18 protein-coding genes are annotated in these 24,464 nt (G+C 46.4%); 4 read left to right on the forward strand and 14 right to left on the reverse strand.

Annotated elements, in window-relative coordinates; all coding sequences use genetic code 11:
* The first annotated feature begins 20 nt into the window (after positions 1-20).
* The gene (locus DESGI_RS21685; protein WP_006522367.1) at positions 21-1,082 is read left to right on the forward strand and encodes a hypothetical protein; all 1,062 of its coding nucleotides are present in this window, start codon (positions 21-23) and stop codon (positions 1,080-1,082) included.
* A 33-nt stretch (positions 1,083-1,115) separates the two neighbouring features.
* A complete protein-coding gene (locus DESGI_RS21690; protein WP_162141536.1) occupies positions 1,116-3,203 on the forward strand; it encodes a glycosyltransferase in 2,088 nt (695 codons plus the stop codon).
* Between the two features lie 124 nt (positions 3,204-3,327).
* On the opposite strand, the gene DESGI_RS21695 is transcribed toward DESGI_RS21690, so the two are convergent.
* From DESGI_RS21695 to DESGI_RS21760, 14 genes are all read right to left on the reverse strand, one after another.
* Positions 3,328-4,770 carry a sugar transferase gene (locus DESGI_RS21695; RefSeq protein WP_006522365.1) on the reverse strand — a complete coding sequence of 481 codons (1,443 nt, stop codon included), beginning with the start codon at positions 4,768-4,770 and terminating at the stop codon, positions 3,328-3,330.
* A 5-nt stretch (positions 4,771-4,775) separates the two neighbouring features.
* Positions 4,776-5,906: a glycosyltransferase family 4 protein gene (locus DESGI_RS21700; protein WP_006522364.1), complete on the reverse strand. Its 1,131-nt coding sequence runs from the start codon at positions 5,904-5,906 to the stop codon at positions 4,776-4,778.
* A gap of 21 nt (positions 5,907-5,927) precedes the next feature.
* Positions 5,928-8,336 (reverse strand): O-antigen ligase family protein, encoded by a 2,409-nt coding sequence (locus DESGI_RS21705; protein WP_006522363.1) that lies wholly within the window; start codon positions 8,334-8,336, stop codon positions 5,928-5,930.
* Positions 8,337-8,441: 105 nt separating this feature from the next.
* Positions 8,442-10,124: a DHA2 family efflux MFS transporter permease subunit gene (locus DESGI_RS21710; RefSeq protein WP_006522362.1), complete on the reverse strand. Its 1,683-nt coding sequence runs from the start codon at positions 10,122-10,124 to the stop codon at positions 8,442-8,444.
* Positions 10,114-10,737 (reverse strand): HlyD family secretion protein, encoded by a 624-nt coding sequence (locus DESGI_RS21715; RefSeq protein ID WP_041285039.1) that lies wholly within the window; start codon positions 10,735-10,737, stop codon positions 10,114-10,116. Before DESGI_RS21715 ends, DESGI_RS21710 begins: the two co-directional genes overlap by 11 nt.
* A 151-nt stretch (positions 10,738-10,888) precedes the next feature.
* On the reverse strand, positions 10,889-14,029 hold the full coding sequence (locus DESGI_RS21720; RefSeq protein WP_006522360.1) for an efflux RND transporter permease subunit: 3,141 nt from the start codon (positions 14,027-14,029) through the stop codon (positions 10,889-10,891).
* A 4-nt stretch (positions 14,030-14,033) separates the two neighbouring features.
* Positions 14,034-15,161, reverse strand: coding sequence for an efflux RND transporter periplasmic adaptor subunit (locus tag DESGI_RS21725; protein WP_006522359.1), 1,128 nt, complete (start codon positions 15,159-15,161; stop codon positions 14,034-14,036).
* A gap of 95 nt (positions 15,162-15,256) precedes the next feature.
* The gene (locus tag DESGI_RS21730) at positions 15,257-15,742 is read right to left on the reverse strand and encodes a MarR family winged helix-turn-helix transcriptional regulator (protein ID WP_006522358.1); all 486 of its coding nucleotides are present in this window, start codon (positions 15,740-15,742) and stop codon (positions 15,257-15,259) included.
* 182 nt (positions 15,743-15,924) lie between these two features.
* A complete protein-coding gene (locus tag DESGI_RS21735) occupies positions 15,925-16,179 on the reverse strand; it encodes a Txe/YoeB family addiction module toxin (protein ID WP_006522357.1) in 255 nt (84 codons plus the stop codon).
* The gene (locus DESGI_RS21740) at positions 16,172-16,426 is read right to left on the reverse strand and encodes a type II toxin-antitoxin system Phd/YefM family antitoxin (protein ID WP_006522356.1); all 255 of its coding nucleotides are present in this window, start codon (positions 16,424-16,426) and stop codon (positions 16,172-16,174) included. The genes DESGI_RS21735 and DESGI_RS21740 overlap by 8 nt, the downstream gene beginning before the upstream one ends.
* Before the next feature lie 171 nt (positions 16,427-16,597).
* Positions 16,598-18,310 carry a stalk domain-containing protein gene (locus DESGI_RS21745; RefSeq protein WP_006522355.1) on the reverse strand — a complete coding sequence of 571 codons (1,713 nt, stop codon included), beginning with the start codon at positions 18,308-18,310 and terminating at the stop codon, positions 16,598-16,600.
* Between the two features lie 188 nt (positions 18,311-18,498).
* Positions 18,499-19,602, reverse strand: a complete 1,104-nt coding sequence (locus DESGI_RS21750) for a TolC family protein (RefSeq protein ID WP_006522354.1) — start codon at positions 19,600-19,602, stop codon at positions 18,499-18,501.
* A gap of 163 nt (positions 19,603-19,765) precedes the next feature.
* On the reverse strand, positions 19,766-22,042 hold the full coding sequence (locus DESGI_RS21755) for a copper amine oxidase N-terminal domain-containing protein (RefSeq protein WP_006522353.1): 2,277 nt from the start codon (positions 22,040-22,042) through the stop codon (positions 19,766-19,768).
* A 160-nt stretch (positions 22,043-22,202) separates the two neighbouring features.
* A complete protein-coding gene (locus DESGI_RS21760) occupies positions 22,203-22,421 on the reverse strand; it encodes a hypothetical protein (RefSeq protein ID WP_006522352.1) in 219 nt (72 codons plus the stop codon).
* 318 nt (positions 22,422-22,739) lie between these two features.
* Here DESGI_RS21760 and DESGI_RS21765 point away from each other — a divergent pair, with 318 nt between their 5' ends.
* Together DESGI_RS21765 and DESGI_RS21770 are read left to right on the forward strand one after the other, a co-directional pair.
* Positions 22,740-23,405 carry a sigma-70 family RNA polymerase sigma factor gene (locus DESGI_RS21765; protein WP_006522351.1) on the forward strand — a complete coding sequence of 222 codons (666 nt, stop codon included), beginning with the start codon at positions 22,740-22,742 and terminating at the stop codon, positions 23,403-23,405.
* Positions 23,356-24,429 (forward strand): zf-HC2 domain-containing protein, encoded by a 1,074-nt coding sequence (locus tag DESGI_RS21770; protein WP_006522350.1) that lies wholly within the window; start codon positions 23,356-23,358, stop codon positions 24,427-24,429. Before DESGI_RS21765 ends, DESGI_RS21770 begins: the two co-directional genes overlap by 50 nt.
* Positions 24,430-24,464 lie beyond the last annotated feature (35 nt).

Raw genomic sequence — 24,464 nt, forward strand, 5'->3', positions numbered from 1 at the left:
GAATCAGGAGGATTAATGTTTTGTCGTTTAATTTTAAAAACACTACCTCTTGTTTTTTTCATTTACTTAAAAACAGATTAACTTTTAAAGAACGTGACATAAAATGGATACAGACTATGCAACAGGATCAACCATTGGTTATATCCATTATGCATCCGGACTGGAGAGGTATACGCTCATCTACCCTACAGCTTTATCCCTACCATTATTTTGTGGACGATAATGTTAGCAAACAAGACAGCAAATATATTGCTAATGTTCTAATTGAAAGCGGTTGCCAAAAATTCTTGTTTAGTGGCCTTGCCAACGGGCATATTAGAGTGCTTAAAGAATTACACAGAATCTCCCCGAACAGCAAAAAGTATATTCTCTGGCATGCCAATTTCCTTCAATCAGCGGAGAAATATGTTTGGAATAGTTTTAAAACTATATTGAGTTTTCACAAGCAAGGAATATTTTATAAGATTGGATTTGTTAAAAAGGGCATGGCGGAGGTATTATCCAAGCAGGGATACAGGACAGGTTTTGTTATGAATTTTGTACCTATGTCGGTTGAATCTCCTTCTATCCCGCAAGAGGGCGGTCCTCATCTAGGGATATGGTATATCGAAGAAAATTGGCGCAAACAACCGTTTGCCATGATGGCGGCCACAACATTAATTAAAGATGCGGTTTTGCACATGCCCAAGGTATCTAAACGTTCAAAAGATTTTATTTCTACTATGGGGCTGAATGCAACATATACGAATGAACCTATCCCCCAGCAAGACATGCCTTCTGTACTTGGCAAAATGCACCTAAACCTATATGTGACATTATCTGAATGTGCACCCATGCTGCCCCTGGAAAGCTTGAGCGTGGGGGTGCCTTGTCTTGTCGGACCATCATCTCACCTGTTTACCGATGACCAGTATTTAGCGCAAAGGCTGATCGTTCCATATCCGGATAGTGCTCACATTATTGGCCGGTACATAGAAAAAGCATTACCTGAAAGAGACAAAATAGTAAAGCGCTATATAGAATATTCCAAGACATACAACGTCAGAGCCAGAGAATCTGCACTAGCGTTTGTAAATGATTAGTACAGAGGTGTTAACATGCGCAAGGTGTGCTTCGTGACTAACGAAATATGGCCGGCAACCAGTGGCGGCATAGGCAGACTGATTACGGAAACATCCATAGAGCTAAGCAGGAATAGTATTATTCCGGTAATCTTGCTTGAAAACATGGATAAGCCTACAATCCAGGCTTTTAGGGATTATGCCCTTGCCAATATACCTAACGCAAAGGTTTACAGTGTGGAAGAGTTACTGGCCAAAGAGGGTGATATTATACCCCTATGGGCTTTTCATTTCTCTTTTTACCACCGTTCCTATAAAATTGCCATGGCTCTGCATAAATTAGCTGCAATTGAACAAATAGACGGTATTGAATTCCCTGATTATTTAGGGCTGGGATATGTATTTATAAAAATGCGCCGACTTTGGAAAAAGGATAATATCTTTTCTATACCAGTTTGGGTCAGGCTTCACGGCACCAAGGAACTTGTTGATAAAGCTGACGATAGAGAAGAGTTTTGGTTGGAGAGCCTGCATGTGTATGACATGGAAAGGTATAGTTTAAAGCATGCGGATTTTTTAATCGCACCTTCACAAGGAGTGGCCAAATGGTATCTGGCCGAATACAAAATTAATAAAAAATATTTCTATAACGCACCCAAGTTCCAAAAATTAACCGATGGGGGTATCCATCCCAGGCAGTATGCTTCCCGGGAGCAAAAGCAAATTTTGTTCTATGGAAAACTACAGCCTGTAAAAGGCCCTGACCTTTTTGTTAAGGCAGCAGTTGAATTCCTGGACAAAGTGGATAATGATGCTCAATTTGTGATCATTGGGCAGGACTACCATATATTCAGAAAACACAAAACCATTAAGGAAGAGTTGCTAAGCCTGATACCGGATAAATATAAAGAGAAAATTATATTTACCGGCAGAATAAAACCGGAGATGTTAAAGGAATATACCAGCAAATGCCATATAGCAGTTATACCATCCAGAATGGAAACATTCTGCTTGGCGGCTCATGAATTAAACTGGATTGGTATACCCTTAATACTTAATGACATCCCCGCTTTTCAAGACTATTTTATCAATGATATAGATTGTTTAAAATTCAACGGCACCCATGTTAACCTTTACCAAACCCTGGCCAAGTTTTATACCCAAAAACAGCACCTGAAATGGAATGCTAAAGAGATAAATACCAACCAGAAAGATTTGTATGCCAAAGCACTGGAATATAAACAAGAACCAACCAACACCTGCAGCTCGTCAGGAACTCCCATGGTTTCTGTAATTGTACCTTACTTTAACATGCAGAAATATATTAAACAAACCGTTAATTCTGTTTTCAGCCAGACATATAGCAACTGGGAGTTAATAATTGTGGATGACGGTTCAACCCAGGTTGAAGCAAAGGCTGAGCTGGATAATTTAAGAAGCTTATACAGGGATAACAAAAAAGTAAGGATAATTGAAAAAGAAAACGGGGGCTTGGGCAGCGCAAGGAACCATGGTATTAAGTACTCGAAGGGTAGTTACATTCTGCCGCTTGATAGTGACGATATTATTCACCCGAAATATCTGGAACTCGGGGTCAGGGCATTGGAGAACAACCCGGATCTGGCGGCTGTTAGTTGCTATGTGAATTTTTTTAATGATGGTGAGGAACCGACATCTATAATTGATTACGTTATACCCTATGATTTAAATGAAGTTATGATTACATGCGAAAACAGAGCGGGAGTAGCAACAAGTTTATTTAGAAAAGATATTTTTTCGTTCATATCTTATGATGAAAGCCTGTTTTCCTACGAAGACTGGGACTTATGGTGGTCCCTGGCGGAAAAAAATTACCAAGTTGAGGTTATGCCAGAAATATTGTTTCATTACCGGCGACGTAAAGCAAGTATGGTCAATACTATAGGACGAAGCAACCATGCCTATTTGTTGACAAAGATAGCCCAAAAGCATCCTGATCTCTTAAAACGGGTATGTTTAACAAGTTACTGCTATTTTGTATATGGTAATAAAGAAACTCTATTTTATAAAGATCAACTTGATAAAATTCTTATGTCAAGAACATTTAAGATAATAAGTTATTTTGGTAAATTGCTCTACAAAGTATTAGGCTATAAAAAATAATTTATTCTATAAGAAAAGTAATGACAGCGGTATATTCTGTCGTTTCTTTGTTATATACACTTTTTATTATTAGACCATAAACGCTACCTACAACTAAATTTTCGTCGATATACCGGTATCCGGTCTATTTAGGCAACGACACTGTGGAGGTCGGCATCTTGCTGCCATCGGTTCCGCTACCAGGTCTCTGGTACACGGCAATGAAAGTACTTGCATCATGCTTTATGCCGCCTGCGCTTTCCCGGCTGAATAATACCGGTATGGTTTGCAAAATAATCTTAAAATCCATCAACAATGAGTAATTACGCATGTAGTACAGGTCAAATTTTAATTTATCCTCTGGAGAGGTTGTATATTTTCCGACCACCTGGGCCAGCCCGGTGATGCCGGGCTTTATTATGTGGCGCATATGATAATCGGGATATAACTGGGCAAATTCCTGTACAAAAACCGGACGTTCCGGCCTTGGGCCGACGATACTCATCTCGCCCTTTAATACATTAAACAATTGCGGTAGTTCGTCCAACCTGGTAGCTCTAAGAAACCTCCCTATACCGGTGATACGCGGGTCATTGTCCACCGCCAGCACGGGACCGGTTTCTTTTTCCGCGTCTTCCACCATGGTACGAAACTTCAGCAGGTGAAAAACTCGTTTTCCCCTGCCGACACGCTTTTGGGTATAAAAAGCCGGTCCGGAGGTGGACAAGCGTATCAGCAATGCGCATGTTACTGTTATTGGTGCTGTTAATATTAAGCCCAGCAGGGCCAGGGCAATATCAAATATCCTTTTTATGACTTGTTGAAATTCAGTTAAGCCAATATCTTTGATTTCCATGACCGGCAAATCGGATAGCTGGCCCATCCGCGCGTTTAACAGCAAAATATCGTAAAAATCCGGCACCAGAAAGACGTCGCAGCCGGCCCCGCGGCAATCAGCCAGCAGGCGGGCTCTTTGTTCCGAAGGAAATGGCGGCACCAGCAAAACCGCATCTATTTCTTCCAGCCATTCGTCCAGCTGATCAACTGATGTATAATCAATCACTTTATGTACTTTAAACCAGCCACGGGGGAAATCAATTACCTGCTCCAACAATTTTTCTTTCTCTTCACGCGGGCCGATTATTAAAAGTCTGCGCAGGCCATGTATTTTTTTCTCCAGATACCAGCAGGCGTAGCGCCATAATGAGATCAACAGCATTTGCAAAATACTACTCAGCAGCAATACACTGCGGGGAAACGCAAAGCCGCGCAGCCAAAAGGTTAAAGACAGGGTTATCATAAATATCCCGGCGACACCGGTCAGCGACGCCCGCAAGACGCTCATATAGCCGTTGCGCCGTTTTTCGTAGAGGCCCAGGCCGCTGAAAATGACAATGGTGGCTATGCCCAGCCAGGGGGCTATGTCCCAAAAAGGTTCTATATTATAATCCGGCACGTTGCCCCAAAAACGCAGTTCAAAAGCCAGAAATAAACCGGCGTTTACCCAAAAAGCATCCAACAGCGCCAGAATATAGGGAGACAAAAATATATTTTTTTTCCTGGTCTGCTTTTGGTTTACTTTAAGCATGGAATTTACCAATCCTTTGATTTATTTAATACCTGGTTATATACCATGGCTGTTTTAGCCAGCATGGCTTGTAGAGAAAAATTTTGCCGGTACCTGCTGTAGCCGTTTTGCCCCATCGCCAGGCGCCACCCGGGGTTATCTATCAGCTCCTGCAACCGGGCTTGTAAATTTGCCATGTCATTGCGATTGACCAGGAAGCCGGTTTCTTCATCTACTACCGCTTCATTGATCCCGCCCACATCGGTGGCAATTACGGGCAGGCAGGCCCGCATAGCCTCCAGGATACTAATGGGAAAACCCTCCCATTGAGAAATCAGCACGAAAATATGCGCCCTGGCCAGCAGTGCCGGAACATCGTTTCTGGCACCCAAAAAATTGACCTTGTCCTCCAGTCCCAGCCCGGCGGCTGTTTCCCTGCACTTTTCCCACAGCGGGCCATCTCCTACCAAGTCCAGCTGATAATTTTTATCCGCCGGCAGTGCACCGAGAGCCTGCAAAAGCAACTGTTGATCCTTTTGTTTTGAAAAACGGGCCACCATGATTAAACGCACCGGATTGGCACCATTGGGACGGGCCCGGTATTTATTTCCAATGTCGGATGCTCCATTATGAATGGTTACCAGCTTTTCCGCCCGCCCCACACCATATTGCAGGGCCAGCAGCCGGTCATATTCCGAAACGCAGATTATTCTATCAGCCCAGCGGGCGGCCAGCCGCTCAATCTGCCGATAAAGCTGCCTTTGCCGACCGGGCACCCCCTCGGTAAAGGCCCAGCCATGGGCCGTAAATATAGCGGGAATGCCGCAAAGGCGGGCGGCCAATCGACCCAGGATGCCCGCCTTGCTGGAGTGTATGCATATTAAATCAGGCCTTACACTGTTTATAAGCTTGATTACCTGTATTATACACTGTATGTCGGTACGCGGAGATATTGGCCTGATCAGGCTGGGTACCCGGTAAACCGGTATATTTTGTTCCTTGAGATTGTTCCAGAGAGGCCCACCTGTACCCATAGCCACATGCATATCAAACTGCTGCCGCAGGTTGGTCGCTAAATCATAAACATGTGTTTGCGCGCCACCCGCCTGGCCGTTAGTAATTAAATGCATGATTCTTTTACGTTGTACAATATGCAAAAGGATCACCTGAAAGGATTATTATTTAAGCACGGGCAATTTTTTAACCTTTTCAAACTCCGCCGATGCATTAGGCATTAATTGTTCGGCCTGGCTGCGCAGTTCCATAGCCCGGCTGGTTTGCCCCTTTTTATCCGCTGCCAGTGAAAGCCACAACAACGCCCGGCCGCGAATATCCCGGCTGTCGCTTTTTGCCGCCACCTGCAGCAGTTTTTCGGCCTGATTATACTCACCCAACTGGTACTTGGCCGCACCGGCTGCAAAAAGCATAGTCTCGGTGGAGGTTAACGGAGGACCGTCCCGCCACATTTTTTTGTACTGAGCGGGCAGGTTATCCATGATAGTTTGCAGCTGATCGGGCAGCGCGGCAGCCTTGGCCAGAAGATTTCCGGCCGCCTGATTCTCACCATCGTTCAGCAAGGCATACCCGGCTGAAAAATATTTACCGGCCAGGGCATCATACCACTGTATTTGGTACGGGGACAGCGATGCCGCCTTTTCCGCCTGTTCTGCGGCCAGTTCATATTGACCGGCTGACAGGGCCGCTTCGGCCAGGGTGTTACGATTTGACGAACTGTAGGGACTCAATGCAACAGCCTGGCGGGCCTGGGCCAAAGATTGGTCATAGTCCCCTCCGGCCAGGTAGAGCTTGGATAAAGTAAGGCGATAACCGGCGCTAAATGGATTATATGAGGCGGCTTTTTGTATGTAGGTAAGACTTTTGTCAGTTTGCCCCACTTTCAAATACCTTTCAGACATCCAGGCGAAGTGGTTGGCCAGGGCCAGCATCAAAGCGCCTGTAAAAATGAACAATGAAACCACTGATACCGCGAACATTTGCCACCGGCCATATTGTTTGTTCATCGTATATTGTTGCTGAGCCTCCCGGTCGGCGGCATCTTTTTCGAGCCGGCGGTTTAAGCTATCAATAATGCCCAGGGTAGTCCACAACACCAGCGCTAAAGCTGCCAGGGACAAATCAAAATCCATGCCGGCGTGCCCGGCAATGACCATAAATACAGCGGCTAATAGCCAGGTGATTTTAAACAACTCAGGGTTATCCCGACGCTTATTATATATCTTATAGATATAATAAACAGCTGTTAACCAGATACCGGCCACCGCCAGCAATCCAAGCAATCCCGTTTCCACCCCTACCTGGAAATAATAACTGTGTACCTGGTTGGAGTTGTACAGGTAATCCTGAAAAGAGCGATAGGCTTCTTCCCAACCGCCGCCACCCCAACCCAAAAGGGGTCTGGCTTTAAACATTTCCACAGCGTCTTTTACAAAATACATCCTCTCAATGGCGTTCTGGAGGAAACTAAAGCCGCTAAATTTTTGTATAATCGCCTGTTGAGTGGTTAGCCAAATTCCCCCGCCGGCCAGGCCCAGGGCGAATAAACAGCCAAAAGCCAGGTTGCACTTGCCGGCATTTAAACGGGTCAACAGACCTCTGTGCGCAAGCATGTATAGCACTTGACCGCACAATACCAGCACCAGCCCGCCGAACATCCAGAGCCAGGCGGTTCCGTAATGTTTATCCAAAGTCAATTGAATAAACCTATCCATACACAGGTAACCCACTGCCCCCGTAAAAGCAGTATGCAACACTACGGACAATCGCTGTCCGGCACCCAAACCGGCAAGATATATTAAGAATACAAGTCCAAAGGCCAGCAGCCCGCCCCGGGATTTGGTACCCAGCAGTACTGCCAGCAGCAGGTAGTTACCACAAGCGTATAAAAACTCCGAACCAATATACCGGTATAACCGGGCTGAAAATAAAGCGCTCAAATCCCTTCCCGCACCGGCGTTATGAGCACGGGTTCGGCACCACAGGTATATTCCGATAAAAAACACTGCCGCCAGGTAACTGGCCAGCGCATTGGGATATTGAAATGTAGAATAAATACGCCCCTGCAAAAATGCATCATTATAATAGATAAGCTCCGTAGCCGCCAGCAGACCAACCAACGCCACACCAACAGCTCCCAGATAGATTACCTGCAGCAGTCGATGCACATCTTCCCTGTTTCGCACCAGCCGGGAAGCCGACCAGTAAGCAAGGAAGTATAGTATATTCTTAATAATTTCGTTAATGGCCAGTCCCTTGTTCACTGCCGTAAAAGTGGATAATATATATACTACAGGCAGGGCCAGGGCAAAATAGTCCAGCGGCCCGCTTAGTATTTTATTTTCCTTTTGGGTCCAACACCATAAACAGGCCAGCCAAAAAACCAGCACGGCAAGCATAAGCACTTTTTGCTGCTCCGCCGGGAAAAAGAGCCCCCACAAAAATGGCGGGAATAACAGCAGCAGAGCAAAGCCCCAAAAGGCTGTCTGATGCAATGCGGCAGAGGTAAACTGCTCGGGATTACTTTTTTCCTCAGTCAGGGTGGTTCTGTTTTTTTTCTTTTTGGCACTCACTATACTTGCCTCTCATTTTTAAATATTACTAGGTACACACTTTTATTATTTTCTACATAATATTAGATCCACCTGCCATAGTTAGACTTAAAAGATCGACATATTTTAGTTTGGCCGGGCGGCGGAATACTTTTGCATTTCTATAGCCCGCTGGGCTTCCACCCTTTTCTTACTTAACAAAAAAATCAGCGGCACCGCAAATAAAATGATTATTGTGCTCACGATAAAAGTGTCACCTATACCCAGTGCCATGGATTGCCTTTGCACTGATAGTGCAATTAGCGCCACCGAGCCATCCTGCCCGGATACCATGCCGGAGGCGGCCAGCTGGGTAGCCATCATCTGTATGGTATCGTGGGCCACAGGGTTGGTAATGCTGGCGCTATCGGCCAACATTTGCGCGTGAAACACCTGCCTTTTAAGCATCACCCAGGTCAAAAAGGCAATGCCCATGGAAGCTGAAATTTGCCGTACCAGGTTGTTAAATGCCGAAGCCCGGCCGGAGAGAAATGGCGGCAGTGTATTCATTCCCGCAGTGGTGACGGGCATCATCATCAGCCCCATTCCAACCGCCCGGAGGGCCAGCATGCCCTGGAGCCAGTGATAGCTGGTATCCAAATTGATAACGTGCAATTTGTACGTGGTAATTATTAATATGGTAATGCCGACGATACACAGGGGCAGGGCCCCTATTTTATCATAAAGGCGGCCGCTGATGGGCATCATGATGCCGCTCATTATCGCCATGGGCATAAGCAGCAGCCCGGTTTGCATGGGAGTAAGCCCCATCAGGTTTTGAGCATAAATGGGTATAAGAAAGATAGCCGCAAACAGGCCCATGGTCAGCATGGCGGTGGTAGCCTGGCTGGCTGCAAATACCGGGTTGCGCAGCAAACGTATATCCAGCATGGGCTGGGGCGTCTGCAGTTCCCACAGTACAAACAGCAGCAGCATGAAAAAGGCACCTACCAGCAAGGTCACTATGTATTGGGAGGTCCACCCCTTGTCCTGCCCCTCGCTCAGGGCCAGCAGCAAGGCAAAGCAGCCCAGGCCGCTCAACATAAATCCGGGTATGTCAAATTTCAAGTCATGGCGAACATCGGTTTCTCTGAGAATCAGCCCTGCCAGGAAAATAACTATGATGCCGATGGGGATATTGATGGTAAATATGGTGTGCCAGGAGAAGTTGTCCACCAGGTAGCCGCCCGTGGTGGGTCCGATAGCCGGGGCCAGCATGGCGGTGATACCCCATACCCCTAAAGCAGTGCCCATTTTATGGGGCGGCACAATACGGAATATCATGGCCATGCTAACGGGAATCATCATACCCCCGCCAATTGCTTGCAGAACCCTAAAGGCTACCAGCGAATTATTGCTCCAAGCGAAGGCGCACAGCGCGGATCCAATGGTAAATGCCCCCAGCGTGTAAATATATAGCCGCTTGTAGCCGAAGCGGTCCCCCAGGTAGCCCGTCACGGGAATGACCACCCCGGAAACCAGCAGATATGCGGTCATCACCCATTGTATTTTTTCCGCACCCACTCCAAAAATGGACATCAACTTGGGCAGCGCAACGTTAACAATGCTGCTGTCCAGTATAGCCATAAAACCGCCCGCAATCAGGATAAATAATTGAGCCCAGGGGATCTGGCCGCCCGCAGTTTGACCCGGTGATCCCCCGCCCGGCGCACCGGACAGACCCGGTGGACCGGGCTTTGGAGTGCCGGGTGGTCCGGGGTTGCCTGGCGGGCCAGGCGGACCAGGCACACGTGGAACTTTATCGGACATGGATTTTCACCTCGGCGTTGGTTCCGTAAATCAGCTGGGATTTATCCATTTCATCGAGCTTAATGCGCACCGGAATGCGCTGCACCACTTTAGTAAAATTCCCCCCGGAATTTGCCTGAGACAGCAGAGAAAAGGTGGACAGGGTGGCTTCGCCGATAAAGTCCACCCGGCCAGTGATTACATGACCCGGCGTGCTGTCCAATTTAATGTCCACCTGCTGGCCGGCCTTAACTTTATGCAAATCCGTCTCTTCTATGTTGGCCGTAACGTAAAGTGCATCTGGCCTGACCACCATGACCACGGGCTGGCCTGCCGCTCCTATTTCTCCGGCATGGGCCAGTTTTTTGATCACCAGTCCGCTGACGGGAGAACGCACCATGGTCAAATCGTTATTGCCACCGGCCGGCAGAGCAGTATCATCAAGCCTGGCAATAATCTGACCGGCCTGTACGGTATCACCCTCCGCCACCTTAACGTCGAGGATTTCCCCGGAAATTTGCGGGCTTGCTTTATAGATATCTCCATCCACCTTGGCATCTTCCGTTGACACATAATGGATGTTGTTATACCAGTAATACCACGTCACCCCGGCCAGGGTAATAATCATTAACATCAATACTACCACTATGGCTTTTTTATTTTTAATAGGCCATCGCCCCCGTCTTCGCTTTTTTAGTTACAGAAAAATATCGAATATCAAAAAGGGGAAAGGTCATTAAATAATTAACAGGACCCCTTTCCCCTTAACCAACTAATTAAACTGTTTATGCTGTTTCGTTGGCGTGCTTCTTTCTTTTAAACAATTTTAAACTAAATTTATTACTGAAATCATCCATTAATGTATACACCACCGGCACCAAAACAAGGGTAATCAGTGTGGAGAACAGCAGTCCGCCCACCACCACCGTAGCCAGCGGGGCCTGTGATTCCGCACCTTCACCGATACCCAGGGCCATGGGAAACATGGCCATGACAGTACATAAAGCCGTCATTAAAATCGGCCGCAGACGTGTGGGGCCGGCTTTTAAAATGGCCTCATTCCGCTCCAGACCGCGATGCCGGAGAATATTGACATAGTCAACCAACACGATGGCATTTTTAACCACAATACCCACCAGCATAATCACTCCAATAAAGGCCGTTACACTGAAAGTCCGGCCGGAGATCAACAAGGAAAGCACCACCCCGGTCAGAGTTACCGGCACGGAGAACATAATCACAAAGGGGTACATTAAGGATTCAAACTGAGCCACCATGACCAAATAAACCAGAATTATGGCCAGGACCAAAACCAATCCCAGAGTACCAAAAGTTTCGGCCATCTGCTCCTGCTCCCCGCCAAATTCCACAAGGTAGCCGGAGGGCATATTTATATCCGCCATACCCCGCTCAATATCCTGTGTTACACTGCGCAGATCGCGTCCGGCCAGTTGAGAAGTTATCGTGACAATACGGGCCTGATTTTCACGATCAATAGTATTGGGGCCCTGGTCCTGATTAAGTTCCGCCACCTGGCTCAAGGGAATCAACGTACCCGCCGGCGTCGCCAGATTCAAGCCGGACAGTTCACTTTGGGTAAACTCATTAAACTCATGATTGGTTTTATGCAACTGCACCCGAATATCCACTTCTTCACCGCCCACCCGGTAACGAGTGGCCACAGTACCGTCAATGGCCGTACGCACTGCGGAAGATACCTCGGACAGGCTTAAACCGTACATGGAGGCCCGGTCCCTGTTCACCACCACGTGCAGTTCGGGACGCCCCTCTTCCAAACTGCTGGACACCTCACGGGTGCCGGGCACCTGCTCTACTACCGCGGCTACCTCGTCGCCCAGCTGAGCCAGGACATCCAGGTTATCACCCCTGATTTTAATTTCTACCGGTGCAGTGGGGGTACCCATGCCTGATTCCATGGCCGAAACATTAATGTCCGCGCCGGGAATATCTTTTAGTTCAGCGCTTAATTGATTGGCCAGATCATCGGAAGTTATCTCCCTTTCGGCTTGATCTACCAACTTTAAGATCACTTGTCCCTTATCCGAACTGTCTCCTTCGATCATTGATCCGCCGCTGCCAACAAGACAGGAGACACTATCAATGGCCGGCCTGTTTTCCACCACACGCTCAATATCGGTGAGTACCCGGTTGGTTTCATCCAACGAGGTTCCCTTGGGCATTTTCACGTCAATAGTCACATAACCCTGATCCGTACCGGGCATAAATTCCATCCCTACAATGGGTATGGCAAAAAGAGACAGGACAAATATTGCCACCACCGCCAGTATGGTCAGCTTACGTCGTTTCAAGGCAACTTGCAAAAGGCGGCGGTAATAATCGTCCAGCTGATTAAACCACCGTTCTGATGCGCGGTACAAACGCTGCATACCACGGGTTTTTTCTTGATTGCTGACTGCCTGCTCCTCCCGGCCGGTTTTAGACGTGTTTAACCAGCGGGAAGCCAGCAGAGGCACTATGGTGATAGCTACCGCCAGCGAAGCCAGTATGCAAAAACTGATGCTCAGCGCCATCGGTGTAAAAAGTTGAGCAGCCAGGCCTTCCGCAAAAATAAAGGGTACAAACACCGCTACCACCGTCAAGGACGAGGCAATAACCGCCGACCCCACCTCATCCGTGGCCTGCCGGGACGCGGTAACCCGGTCCAACCCAGCCTCGTTATGCCGGACGATATTTTCCAATACCACAATGGCATCGTCAACAATTAAGCCCACACCTAAAGCCAAACCGCCTAAAGTAATCACATTGAGGGTCATATCGCCAAAATATAACAGCACAAAAGCACCAATAATGGAGATAGGTATAGATGTTGATATAATCAGAGTGCTGCGGAAATTGCGCAAAAAAATTAAAACCATAAATATAGCCAGTGTACCGCCTATTACTGCGTGTTCAGCTAAACTACTAATGGATTCCTCAATAAATTCCGACTGATCCATAACAATTTGAAAGTCAACGGAAGGCAGTTCTTGCTCCAGCTTCTCCAGTTCCGCCTTGACTTCCCGGGCCGCTGCCACCGTATTGCCACCACTTTGTTTGTTTATCATCAGCATCATGCCCGGTTGGCCATTAACCCGGCCGATCTGGGTAACTTCTTTCTGCCCGTCCACCACTTCAGCAACGTCGCTCAAGTATACCGGGGATCCACCGAAGTTACCCACCACTACACTGCGAATCTGATCCAGGTTTTCAAATTCACCGGTCACCCGCAAAAGTAAATCATTGCGGCCCTCCCGGACAGTACCTGCGGAAACATTCCTGTTATCACTGCCCAGGACAGCGGTAAGGGCATTTAAGCTCAGGCCATAACCATCCAGTTTGACGGGATCTGCCTGAATCTGGATTTCTCTTTCCCAACCGCCCATATAATAAACACTGGCCACACCATTTACCCGTTCCAACCGGGGCTGAATGATGTCATCCACTGTTTGCTTGAGCTGCATGGGATCCGAACTGTTTACTGCCAAATATAATATGGGCATCATAGATAGGTCCGCTTTAATAACAACCGGTGCATCCGCTTCCTCGGGCAGGGCGTCGCGAACCAAATCAATTTTTTCCCGAATTTCCAGCGAAGCGGCATCCATATCCGCTCCCCAGTCTAACATAACCATTACCGTAGAACTGCCCGTCATACTTGTCGAAGAAATGGTATCCAAATCGCTTACCGCACTGAGTACCGATTCTATAGGTTTAGTGATCTGTTCTTCAATTTCTTCCGGGCCCACCCCTGTATAACTGGTCATTACCAGCGCAACGGGTAATTCCATTTCGGGGTACAAGTCAATGCTCAACTGGGAAAAAGATACCGCCCCCAGCAAGAGCACTATGGTTACACATACCAAAATCAGCATCGGCCGCTTTATAGAAACATCGGTAATTTTCATATAATCACTTCACCTGGCTCTTTATTTCCACTTTAGTATCGTCTTTGAGCATGTTTTGGCCGGAAGTAACCACTTGTTCTCCCTCTTTAAGTCCCTTGAGAATTTGAATCTTCTTACCGTCACTGGCACCGACGGTAACCTCGCAGGATTTTACCCGGTCTTTGTTAATAACCCAAACAATATCTACATCGCCTTTTTTAACAACGGCATCTCTAGGTATCAGCAGCGTTTCAGGCAAAGCATTTTTAATTTGCACTTCGGCAAACATACCGGGCTTAAGGGTTTGCTGGGAATTATTTATCTGCACTTTAATGGGGTAGGCCTTGCTGGTGGGATCGGCTGCCAGAGCTATTTTGGCAATCACCCCTGTAAATGGTTTATTGGAAACCGCGCTTATGGTCACCGGCACTTCCTGACCACGCTTGATTTTATTAATCAGGCTCTCAGTTACAGTGGTTTCGACCTCCACCTTGGACAGGTTAACGACAGTCACTACGGGTACTTGAGAGGCGGAACTGGCCAATTCGCCGGGGTTGACGTTAACGGCAGTTACCACACCGCTAATCGGCGATTTAATTACCGAGTTATTATTTTGCTCTTGGTATCTTTCCCTGGCCAGAGCCACGGCAGCCCGGGCAGCAGCCAGCGCCGCGGGGGCCGTCTCCTCATAATTCACTTTGGCTTGCTTATAGGGTATTTCATAGGCAGTTTCAAAACCCGCCTGGCCTGCCTCGGGTATGGCCCCCGATTCATACAGCTGTTTACCCCGCTCATAATTGGCGGCAGCCTGTTCATAATTAATCCGAGCTACTTCCAAACTTGATTGGGCCTGGGCCACACCTTCCTCGGCCTGGTTTATCGCCGCTGCCAGGGAAGCTTTAGAAGTATTCTCCAGGGTAATTAATGTTTGTCCTTGACTGACCTGGCTGCCCACTTCAACATTAACCGCCAATACCTTGCCGCCCTGCCCGCTGGGTACGACATCCGAAGTCGCCAGAGCCTTCAACTTACCGGTGACCACGGTAATATCATTAAGCACACCTTTTTCCACCCTGGTTGCTTCAATGGGAATGACGGTTTCTTTCTCGCCGGTTTGCTGGCTCTCTTTGCCGCAACCGGCAAGAGTTAACATAATCAACCAACCAACTACAATAAATAATGCCTTGCGTTTAATAACGAACGACCTCCCCTAAAATTCAGTAAATCATTCAAAAAGCTCAGTTTTACTTACTTTGGTTTAATTGCACATTCCTCCTCTTGTCTCATAAGAGCAATTATTTTTTCATATATACTGATTATATGTAACAGATCCCTCTCGTCCAAGTGTCCCAGGTAACGCTGCATGACCCGTAATCTAACGTCCTCGCAAACATCAACCACCTCCTGCCCCGCGTTTGTTAATGTCAACCATACTACACGACGGTCTTTCTCCGAACGGCTGCGCGCCACCATCCCCGTTTTGCACAGCCGGTCCACCTGGGCGGTAACAGCACTCAGGGACACGTTTAAGTCGTCGGCCACATTGGACACCGTTGCCCGGCCACGATCGCCGATTATTTTCATCATCATAAACTGGTGGCCGGTTATCTTGTCGGTTATTTTATTACCTAAATTAACAATAATTTCTTGATGAAGCCGGCGCAAAAAAAGCTGTGCCATCTCATCCAGACGGTCACAGTAACGGGTAAAAACATCCAAGGTCATAGTAGTCATTATGCATCCCCCCTTTGCTTGGGTTGTTTAGCAATTGTTTTTGTGGTGAATTATTTATATGATTAAGTATAATTTGTAATTTTAAAGGTGTCAATTGGAAATTGGGGGTGGGGAATTAGGGGCGGGGGTGGGGAAAGGAAAACACTTCCTAAAACATCAATAGTATTAGGAAGTGTTTTCTTTTAATAGTGACCTCTGCAACTAGCTATATAAATATTGTCATTATCAATACTATATATTAGTCGATGAACATCAGTAATACGGCGACTCCAATATCCGGATAATTCATTTTTCAGTGGCTCCGGCTTGCCCAATCCTTCATTTCCATTTCTATCAATATCTCGTAATAGCTCATTGACTTTCTTTAATATTTTTTTGTCCTCTGATTGCCAATACAAGTAATGCTGCCATGCTACATCCGAAAAGATTTTATTCATCAAGCAATTCTCTTTTCTTTCCCTTGCCTTTTTTTAATTGCTCTATAGACTGTAAAAGTTCGTTATAGTATTTTGGATTACTTCTCACATAGAGATTTTCTAAAAGGTTATTATACTCTGCTTCGGATAGCATAACTACATTCTCGCCACGTTCACGAGTAATAATAATTGTTTCAAAATCGTTTACAGCCTTGTCACAATATTTTTTAAAATTTTGCCTTACAGACGAATAGCTTGTTGCTATCATAAAATCACCTCACGTTTATATTGTACAATACAATGTACAATAATGCAAAAAAAACGTCTCCTTCGCTACACAACCGATCCACCAAAGCAGTAACTGCTGATGATAGTTTTTGAATATAGCATAAGCCGAGTTCGGGGTTTCTTTACAAAAGACAACTCGTAGGAGCTTAATTTAAAATGGTACGAATATCAGATTAACCGGCAAATACGAGCCCGCGGGCGGGATAAACTCCAGCACTTTTTCTTTACCCGGCTCAAGGATGCCGATCAGGGCAAATTCCGTCTGGGGCTTCATGATTCCTTTATTGGGCAGGTAGAAAGCTTTTCCATCCCACTTACCGGCCCCGGCAAACACACCGCCCCGCGGGGAGAATATTACCCCCACCCGCTCCTTGGAATGCATGGTTATTTTGTAAATAACACCGTAGTTACCGGAGTTGTTGCTTTGCCGGGGGTAATTGCCCATCAGACTGGTATTGGTATCCTGACCGATCAAGAACCCGTCCTCACTACCGTCTGCCACCACCAACCGGACAGGTTCTTGACCGTCCAACTGGACTGACAGGGAGCGGTTAGCCATAGGGAAAGTACCCCGGATATGCACATCGTCCCTGTTGAGGATAACCAGCTGGCTGTAATCTTCAATTTGCTCCTGTGCCCCAACGGAGATTACTTGGAACGACAAGTCGCCCCGGGCGTCTATATCAAATATACCGTGAACAGCCTCACCGGGCTTTACGATACTATTCTTATCTTCATTAAGAATATATCTTTGACCCGGCTGCAGCTCTACGAACTTAGCGCTGCCGGCATTAAAGTCCAGGTACCGGTAAGCCGCCGCCCGGCCCACCGCCATAGCCTCACCGGGGCCGGCAATACCAACTCTTTTAACAACCATAAGTACCGGTTCATCACTCTGGTTAATTACCAGCGGATATATTTTTTTATTTTCCCCGGCACCATTAATATGATGGTAATACAAGCGAGTTTCGCCGCTTAAAACGTCACTAAATAAAATACCGTCATCCCGCACAACTTCGGGACTATTGCTAATCATCACCTGTAACCTATCCATGCTGACAGCGGGACTTACCTGTTCCAAATCCAACACAGAAATATTGGATATATTGCCAAGAGGTTCTCCGGCAATAGGATTATGCAAATTATAGGTAAGCCGATCCATCTTTACTTCTTCGGTTACTGTGATAATCCTGGTAAAAGGCTCGCTCCAATTACCCTGACTGTCCTTTACCGCTAAGGTAACCGGGTATTCTCCCGGAGCAAAAAACGCTCTCTCCCGGCCCGTCCACTTTGTTTCAACTATCAGATCTCCGTCGGGGTCATAACTTTTTTCGTTAAAATAGACCGTTTCCCCCTGGTCCACCGTATCCTTTTCCAATTCAAACTCAGCTACAGGCGGCCGGTTCGGCGGCGGCAGCTGTTTGATGATTATTTCCTTGGTGCCGGGCAAGAAATCCACCTGATAATTTAGTTTTTCCACCAAAAAACGCAAGGGAACCAGCGTAATGCCGTTTTCAATGACCGGAGCCCCGGCAATGGTTTGCACTTCACCGTTCACAACGGCTTTGGCAACACCCGGCTCAAGGCGGATCTCGGTATCATTATGCCGCACGGAAATCTCCCTGGCCTCGGAATCCCAGCCAACCTCCGCCCCGAAAACTTCCAGCACGAAACGCAGCGGAACCATGGTGGTGTCGTCACTCACCCGGGGGGCCACTTCCAGCTCATAGGGCACACCGTCCACCTGCACCATGAGATCATTGACTTTCAAGATGGCGGTTTCAGCCCCGCCTTCCGCCATCGCCGGAGCAGCTGCGGTAAGGAATATGGCAACTAAGATTAAGTAGGTTATGTACCTGCGCATCGTTTACCTCCCTCTAATCAGCATTCATATTGTTAGACGTTACCAGAATTACTTTTGTTCTTTAAAAGAAGAAAAATTATAAAAAAGTATGCTTCCATAGAAAACCCACGGACTTAACCCGTGGGTTTATAGTAACGATACGAAATCTCTTTTCCCATAAATTTATTAACTTAATAGTTAGCAATGTTTTAAATTAATGCTTTGCCGGTAAGGTTCTTGAAATTAGCTATAAGTATAGCATGCTGGTACTTTAACAACTCTAAGTTTGTCTGATAGGATGCCAATTCTGCTTCTACTGTTTTTATATCCATAGCTGTAGCCATTCCCACATCGTATTTTGCCCTGGCTACCCTTAAAGTTTCTTCCTTCGCCTTTATTGCCGCGTCAACTTTATTGTATTGCTCTTCATTAGCCTGTATATCCTTATATAACGTAAAAACAGCATTGCGTACTTCTCTACGCGCATCATCAAGATTATATTTGGCTATATCTATATCAAATTTCTCAATGTTATAGGAATTCAGCGCGCCTGAGCCAGGTCCGTAACTAAAATATTTAAGATCCATTTTTTGCAGGCTAACTAATTGCTCAAGCTTCCATAATGCTTCGCTGCTTGTTTCGGCCCTACTAGCTTCTGTATTGATGTTAGGTACCGTATATTTTTCAAAGTTTATATCATCTTGAAGTACCGGCCTGTCTTCAGGCCATAAACCTATCAAACTATTTAATTCTACATAAGCCTTGTCCAGGTTCTCTTTGGCCTCCTGTAAAGCGGCGGCAGAAACTTGTGCAGTTGACTCTGCACCAACCAGTTCGGGATTGGACAAAATACCAACTTGCGCACTGATTTTAGCCAGGCGCTCGGCCATTTGTTCTTTTTCCAATGCTATTTCAGCATATTTAAGGCTTTCCTGGGCAATCAGTATGTTAGCGTATTTTTGATAGGCATCCAATTTAATATTTTTTTCTGCCTCTTGCAATGATTTACTTTGCGTTAGGTAATTAGTACTGGATTGCATCAACTTCGTAAATGATGACTCTGCTGCTACGTTTACGGCACCGCCACCGCCACTGGGCCTTAAGCTAACATCGTCCGCAGCATCTTTTCTAGCTTCCCAGGCTTGGTCTTTGGCCAACTCGCTGCTTTTTAAAACCAGACTATTCTTTACAGCCATATTAATTACATCTTCCAAAGTTAACTCGGGAGTAGCAGGCTCCTTGGCCAGAGCAGCAGACGCTGTACCCAAAATCATCAACGCTAGAGACAAGAAAATTATGGTTAGTTTTTTCACTTTCCACCACCCTCTAAGAATATTTAAATAAGTTAATTATTTAACAGTTAAATTATAGCTAAATATGCGCAGCTTGTCAATTATAGCAGGCTGCACAATTTTTAACATAAGATGTTAAAAAAGCCTGGATCCGAGGACCCAGGCTTTTTAGGTTATAAGCTAATTAGTTAACTGTGATGGTAGCAGTTTTGGTATTGTTATCCCATTCTGCAGTTGCACCCAGGGCAACACCTGCCATGGACAGGGATACGAAGGTCCGTCCGTCTTTAATCTCTGCACCTTTGTCGGTGGGGAGGGCCATGCCGTTTAGCTTGACCTGCGGGTTGCCAACGGTGATCTGTGCAACACGGTCACCTTTCACAAGGGTGGCAGTCTTGGTGCTGTTATCCCATAAGATGTTCTGCGGTGCTACGCCCAGAGCGCCGGCGGCATCACGCAGTTGAACCATGATCCGGCCGTCGGAGATGTAGCTGCCGTTGTCACCAAGGGTGATGGTGGTAACCAGCTTTTGATCAGTCGGTGCCGGGGTTCCTACGGTAGCGGCAATAGTTTTGGCTGCGGTAGAAGTTTCGGGGAACAGTTTATGGTTGCTGTCAATGTCAAAGCATTGTTCACCGTCAACCTCTGCATAGCCATCTTTTATAGTATAGGCGTCTTCTACTTCACTTGCATTGTTAACTTCGTTAACAGCGTCACCTTTAACTTTTACTGTTACATCACCTTCCGGAGCAGTCCGGTCAACGGTTACTTCCAGGTTAGTTAGTTTAATGGTGCTAGCAGTGTTACTATCGTTATCAATCTCAACTAGCAGGTCTCTGTCGTCGTTGCCGAGAGTGATGCTACCGGTATCAATCTTCAAATCACCTTCGGTAATCTCAATATCCTTATAATTGGTCCACTTGAAACCTGCAGGTAGTTGCAGCAGCAGATCATCATCTTCACTCAGAGCACCAGCCACATTTTCAGTTACAGTCAGATCGCCAATGGGCTGATCGGCTTTACCAATTGTCAATGACAGTTTTTCAGAAGAGGTGATTGTTACCGGCTCAACTACTTTGGCTACTAACAGTTCTTCAGAAATACCGGCGGTGCCGCCTACTTCAATTACCAGGTCACCGGTGGTACCGGGCTCGATAGCAACCTCCATTGCTTCCAAAACTATTTCGGCTGCATCGGTTGAATTGTCTTTAACTATCCATTTGGCGGTTTGACCGTCTCTGCCCGGGAAGCCAGCGAATTCCAAACCGGTGTTACTATCGGTATCTTCGTCAACTTTATTCCACTTAAAGTTGGAGGGCAGGGTCATTGTTACAGTACGGCCTTTAATTAAGCTTTCTTTAATAGATTCTTCAATTGTGATATCTGGAAGTTCTTGTTCCAGCATACCGGCTACTATTTCAGTAGCTTCACCGGCAGTGATGCTGATTTCGTACTGACCGTATCTGCCGACTATAATTTCAGACTGGCTATAGTCGCTGTCTCCGTCAACCTTGGCTATAACATCACCAAGCTTAGCATCGGTTTCGTCATCTACTTCAATCTTAGCCTTGATTTCAAATGCAATAGCTTGTGTGCTTTCATCGAAATCTTTAGACAGGTCTAAGGTTAATTCATCGTCATCAATCTTCAGAGAATCCTCCAAATAGTCTGCTAAAGCATCGTTGGTGGCATAACCGTCAACTTTGCCCCAGTATACTTTCACTGATTCCACACTGCTCCAGACAAATCCATCCGGCAGGGTGAACTGTAAGCTTTCATTGGTATCGTCCAAAGAATCGGGTACATCTTCTTCAACACGGATGGTCACATCACCGTAATCACTAAAGGTATCCAGATCAGTTACTTCAATATCCACTGCACCGCCGCTTACGCGACCAACGGTAATGTTACCGGATTTAAAGCCGCTGGTGCTGGGAGCTTTAAGCCTTAAGTCAATATCGCCGTCAAAACCGCCGTCGATCCATACGTTACCGAGATACAGGTAAAGATAGGAATCCCAGGAATCATTCACGTTACCATCAACGGTTACTTTAATTTCGTTTTCGTCAAGCATATCAATATCAAGGCCTACACCTTTTAAACCGTTTGTGTCACCTTGGTAACTATCGGGAATCTTGAAATAGTTACCGTTGGTTTCGCCGTACACATCGTCTGAAACTGATTTCCAATCATTATTTACCATAACTTTGTCTTGACCCTCACCGGCCTTCAAAAATTGAAAGTCTTCCGGCAGGCTGATTGTTACAGTATCACCATCATCCAGCTGACCAGCTGTAAATTCAAAGAATACTGTGCCCAATGAAGCTCTCGCATCATCATTAACCGATGGAACACTCAGCACTTCAGTATCGGTCGCAAATGCTGTGAACGGGAATATCATGGTGAAAGCAAATACCAGTGCCATTAAAAGGCAAAACTTTTTGTTACGTGCTTTACGCAAAACTAATTTCCCTCCTTAAAATGTTTATTTGGCCCTTCCGGCCTAAAAAGATGAAACCCTTAGCTTTAGTTTCACATCCCCCCTTGGATAGGTTCTAGTTAATTTATTAACTGGTTTCTATAGAGAAGCGGCTCAACCGCTAACTCACTAATTGGTAGGCTTACAAATTAGGCACATGGACTATTATATCTCCATCGTTAAAATCCTGCAAGAATGTTACATATTCCTTCATCTGCTTGTCTTTGCATCCAGCTCGTTTTGTTAGACACATGATTGTATGCAAAAGTTCCACCGATTTATAGTTTTTTTTCATTCTGGATTTTTTGCTTCGGAATGGTTGTTTTGGAACGTCTTTGTTTGCATCCGTTTCTTTAGACACAGGGGTTGCTCCAAAAGTTCCGGGTGTGGCAAAAAAATTTCAAATTCTTTTTCCTGCCAGACAGACCAGCGGTATAATACATATGGAAACTTCCTCATATACACGTACTATATTATAATGAAATAACAGGAGATACAGGCAGCAGAAACCTTTGAATTCTTGCTCAAAATACTGTAAATTATTTATGTAGTTAACTATTTTATAATGGACTAATATTTATTTTTTTCCAAAAATACAGGCCCGGCCCCGGAACTTTTCCCTTTACATATGTGTCTAAGAAATGTCCGGAGCAAAAAGGCCCGAAGGGGGTAAGTCCCTTTGGACGATGCAAAGCTCCTGGTAAAGAAGTCCCAAAAGGGCGATGCCAGGGCATTTGAGCAGCTGGTAATCATGTATCAGGATAGAATTTACGCGCTCTGCTACCAGCTCACCGGCAATTACGCCGATGCCCAGGATCTGGCGCAAAATGTTTTCATAAAAGCCTACCGGGCTTTGCCCGGGTTCCGCAACGAGGCGGATTTCGGCACCTGGCTGCACCGCATTACGGTGAATCTTTCTATTAATGAAAGACGCAAAAAGAAACCGGATGTGTATCTTGACAACCCGGTGCAGACAGCGGAGGGCGAAATGCCCCGTCTGCTGGCCTCGGATGCTGAGAGCCCTGAAGAAGCTTATGAAAACAAGGAATTTCGCGGCATGGTGCAAACCGCACTAAGGGAGTTATCCCCTGAACATAGAGCCGTACTGGTTTTAAGGGAAGTGCAGGGCTATTCATATGATGAAATAGCCGATATGCTGAATTGTTCCCTGGGTACGGTAAAGTCCCGTATTAACCGGGGACGTCAATCGTTAAAAGAAAAAATTACCCAACTGGCTGACAGATACGGAAGAAAACTTCCTTATAATAAGAAACAACACGGGGGGGTGGGAAAAAATGGACTGCAGCCAAGTAAAACAAATGATACCCCAGTGGTTGGACGATGAAATGGAACCCGCGGAAGCTGCCTTAATTGCAGCTCATGTGGAAAACTGCCAGGAATGCCAGGACGAAAAGGCCTTCTGGCAAGTGCTGGGCACTACATTGCGGGATGATCTGGGAGACATAAAGGCCCCACCCGGGTTTACCACAGCAGTAATGTCCCAGCTAACTGAACACCGGAGCTCCAGTTGGGGCCGTTTTATAACTTGCTGGAAGCGCAATTTAGCGGTGGCCGCCACATTTTTGCTGGTGGCAGCGGGTTCCGTCGGTGCTTATATGCAAATGGGCGGCAACATTGCCTGGCATGTGGCCAGAGGCGACGATACCCGGTCAGGGCATGTGAACCTCAAAGAGCCTAATCCAGATAACAATGTGGGGAAGCCGGGGATTATACCGGTTGACTCTAATAATAAGATAGATCGTGAGGTTTCAGACAATCTGCCGCCTGACGGTGAAAAAGTGGATAACGATGTGGAGCCAAATAATACTCAGCGGGAACCTGCCGGGATCGCCGATAATACACCCAGCACTGCTCAGACCGGGAATAATACGCCGGCTCCAATAGATACCTCAGAGCAGTACGCATTTTTAAACACAGAACAAAACCGGGTTATCGATCGAACTTTGGTACGGGTTAAGGTAGAAGACATAAATGCCGCCCACAAGCAAGCTTTGTCTTTTGTCAATAGCTCCGGCGCCCAGTATGAAGTGCTCGGGTCGGAAAGCGCGCCCGGCGGCGGACAGGAAACTTTGAAGGTAGTGGTTAACAGTAACCTGTCAAGCCAATTGCAGGGAGAATTTAAAACCTTGGGGCAGGTCGTTACTACGGATACGCAAAGGGATGATCTGAACAGCAGGTACAACGAAAAGGTTGAACAGTACCGCTCATTACAGGCCCAAGCGCAAGCTGCCAAAATAGAAGAAGAATTAAAACAACTACAGGTGAAGATGGCCGGCATTGAGGCGCAATTGAGGGCTTGGGACCGGGAAGCCAATACAGACACTATTATCCTATGGCTGGAAAATTAAGATAGACCAATAAAAAAACATGTTATATCAAAAAA

Origin of the sequence: Desulfoscipio gibsoniae DSM 7213 (assembly GCF_000233715.2) — a bacterium.
Taxonomy (GTDB): Bacteria; Bacillota; Desulfotomaculia; order Desulfotomaculales; family Desulfallaceae; genus Sporotomaculum; species Sporotomaculum gibsoniae.

Excerpts from the sequence above, each read along its gene's own strand:
- DESGI_RS21695 (WP_006522365.1), bottom strand. The coding sequence starts at position 4,770 with ATGCTTAAAGTAAACCAAAAGCAGACCAGGAAAAAAAATATATTTTTG.
- DESGI_RS21710 (WP_006522362.1), bottom strand. The coding sequence starts at position 10,124 with ATGTCCGATAAAGTTCCACGTGTGCCTGGTCCGCCTGGCCCGCCAGGC.
- DESGI_RS21715 (WP_041285039.1), bottom strand. The coding sequence starts at position 10,737 with ATGTTAATGATTATTACCCTGGCCGGGGTGACGTGGTATTACTGGTAT.
- DESGI_RS21720 (WP_006522360.1), bottom strand. The coding sequence starts at position 14,029 with ATGAAAATTACCGATGTTTCTATAAAGCGGCCGATGCTGATTTTGGTA.
- DESGI_RS21725 (WP_006522359.1), bottom strand. The coding sequence starts at position 15,161 with ATGTTAACTCTTGCCGGTTGCGGCAAAGAGAGCCAGCAAACCGGCGAG.
- DESGI_RS21730 (WP_006522358.1), bottom strand. The coding sequence starts at position 15,742 with ATGACTACTATGACCTTGGATGTTTTTACCCGTTACTGTGACCGTCTG.
- DESGI_RS21735 (WP_006522357.1), bottom strand. The coding sequence starts at position 16,179 with ATGAATAAAATCTTTTCGGATGTAGCATGGCAGCATTACTTGTATTGG.
- DESGI_RS21740 (WP_006522356.1), bottom strand. The coding sequence starts at position 16,426 with ATGATAGCAACAAGCTATTCGTCTGTAAGGCAAAATTTTAAAAAATAT.
- DESGI_RS21745 (WP_006522355.1), bottom strand. The coding sequence starts at position 18,310 with ATGCGCAGGTACATAACCTACTTAATCTTAGTTGCCATATTCCTTACC.
- DESGI_RS21770 (WP_006522350.1), top strand. The coding sequence starts at position 23,356 with ATGGACTGCAGCCAAGTAAAACAAATGATACCCCAGTGGTTGGACGAT.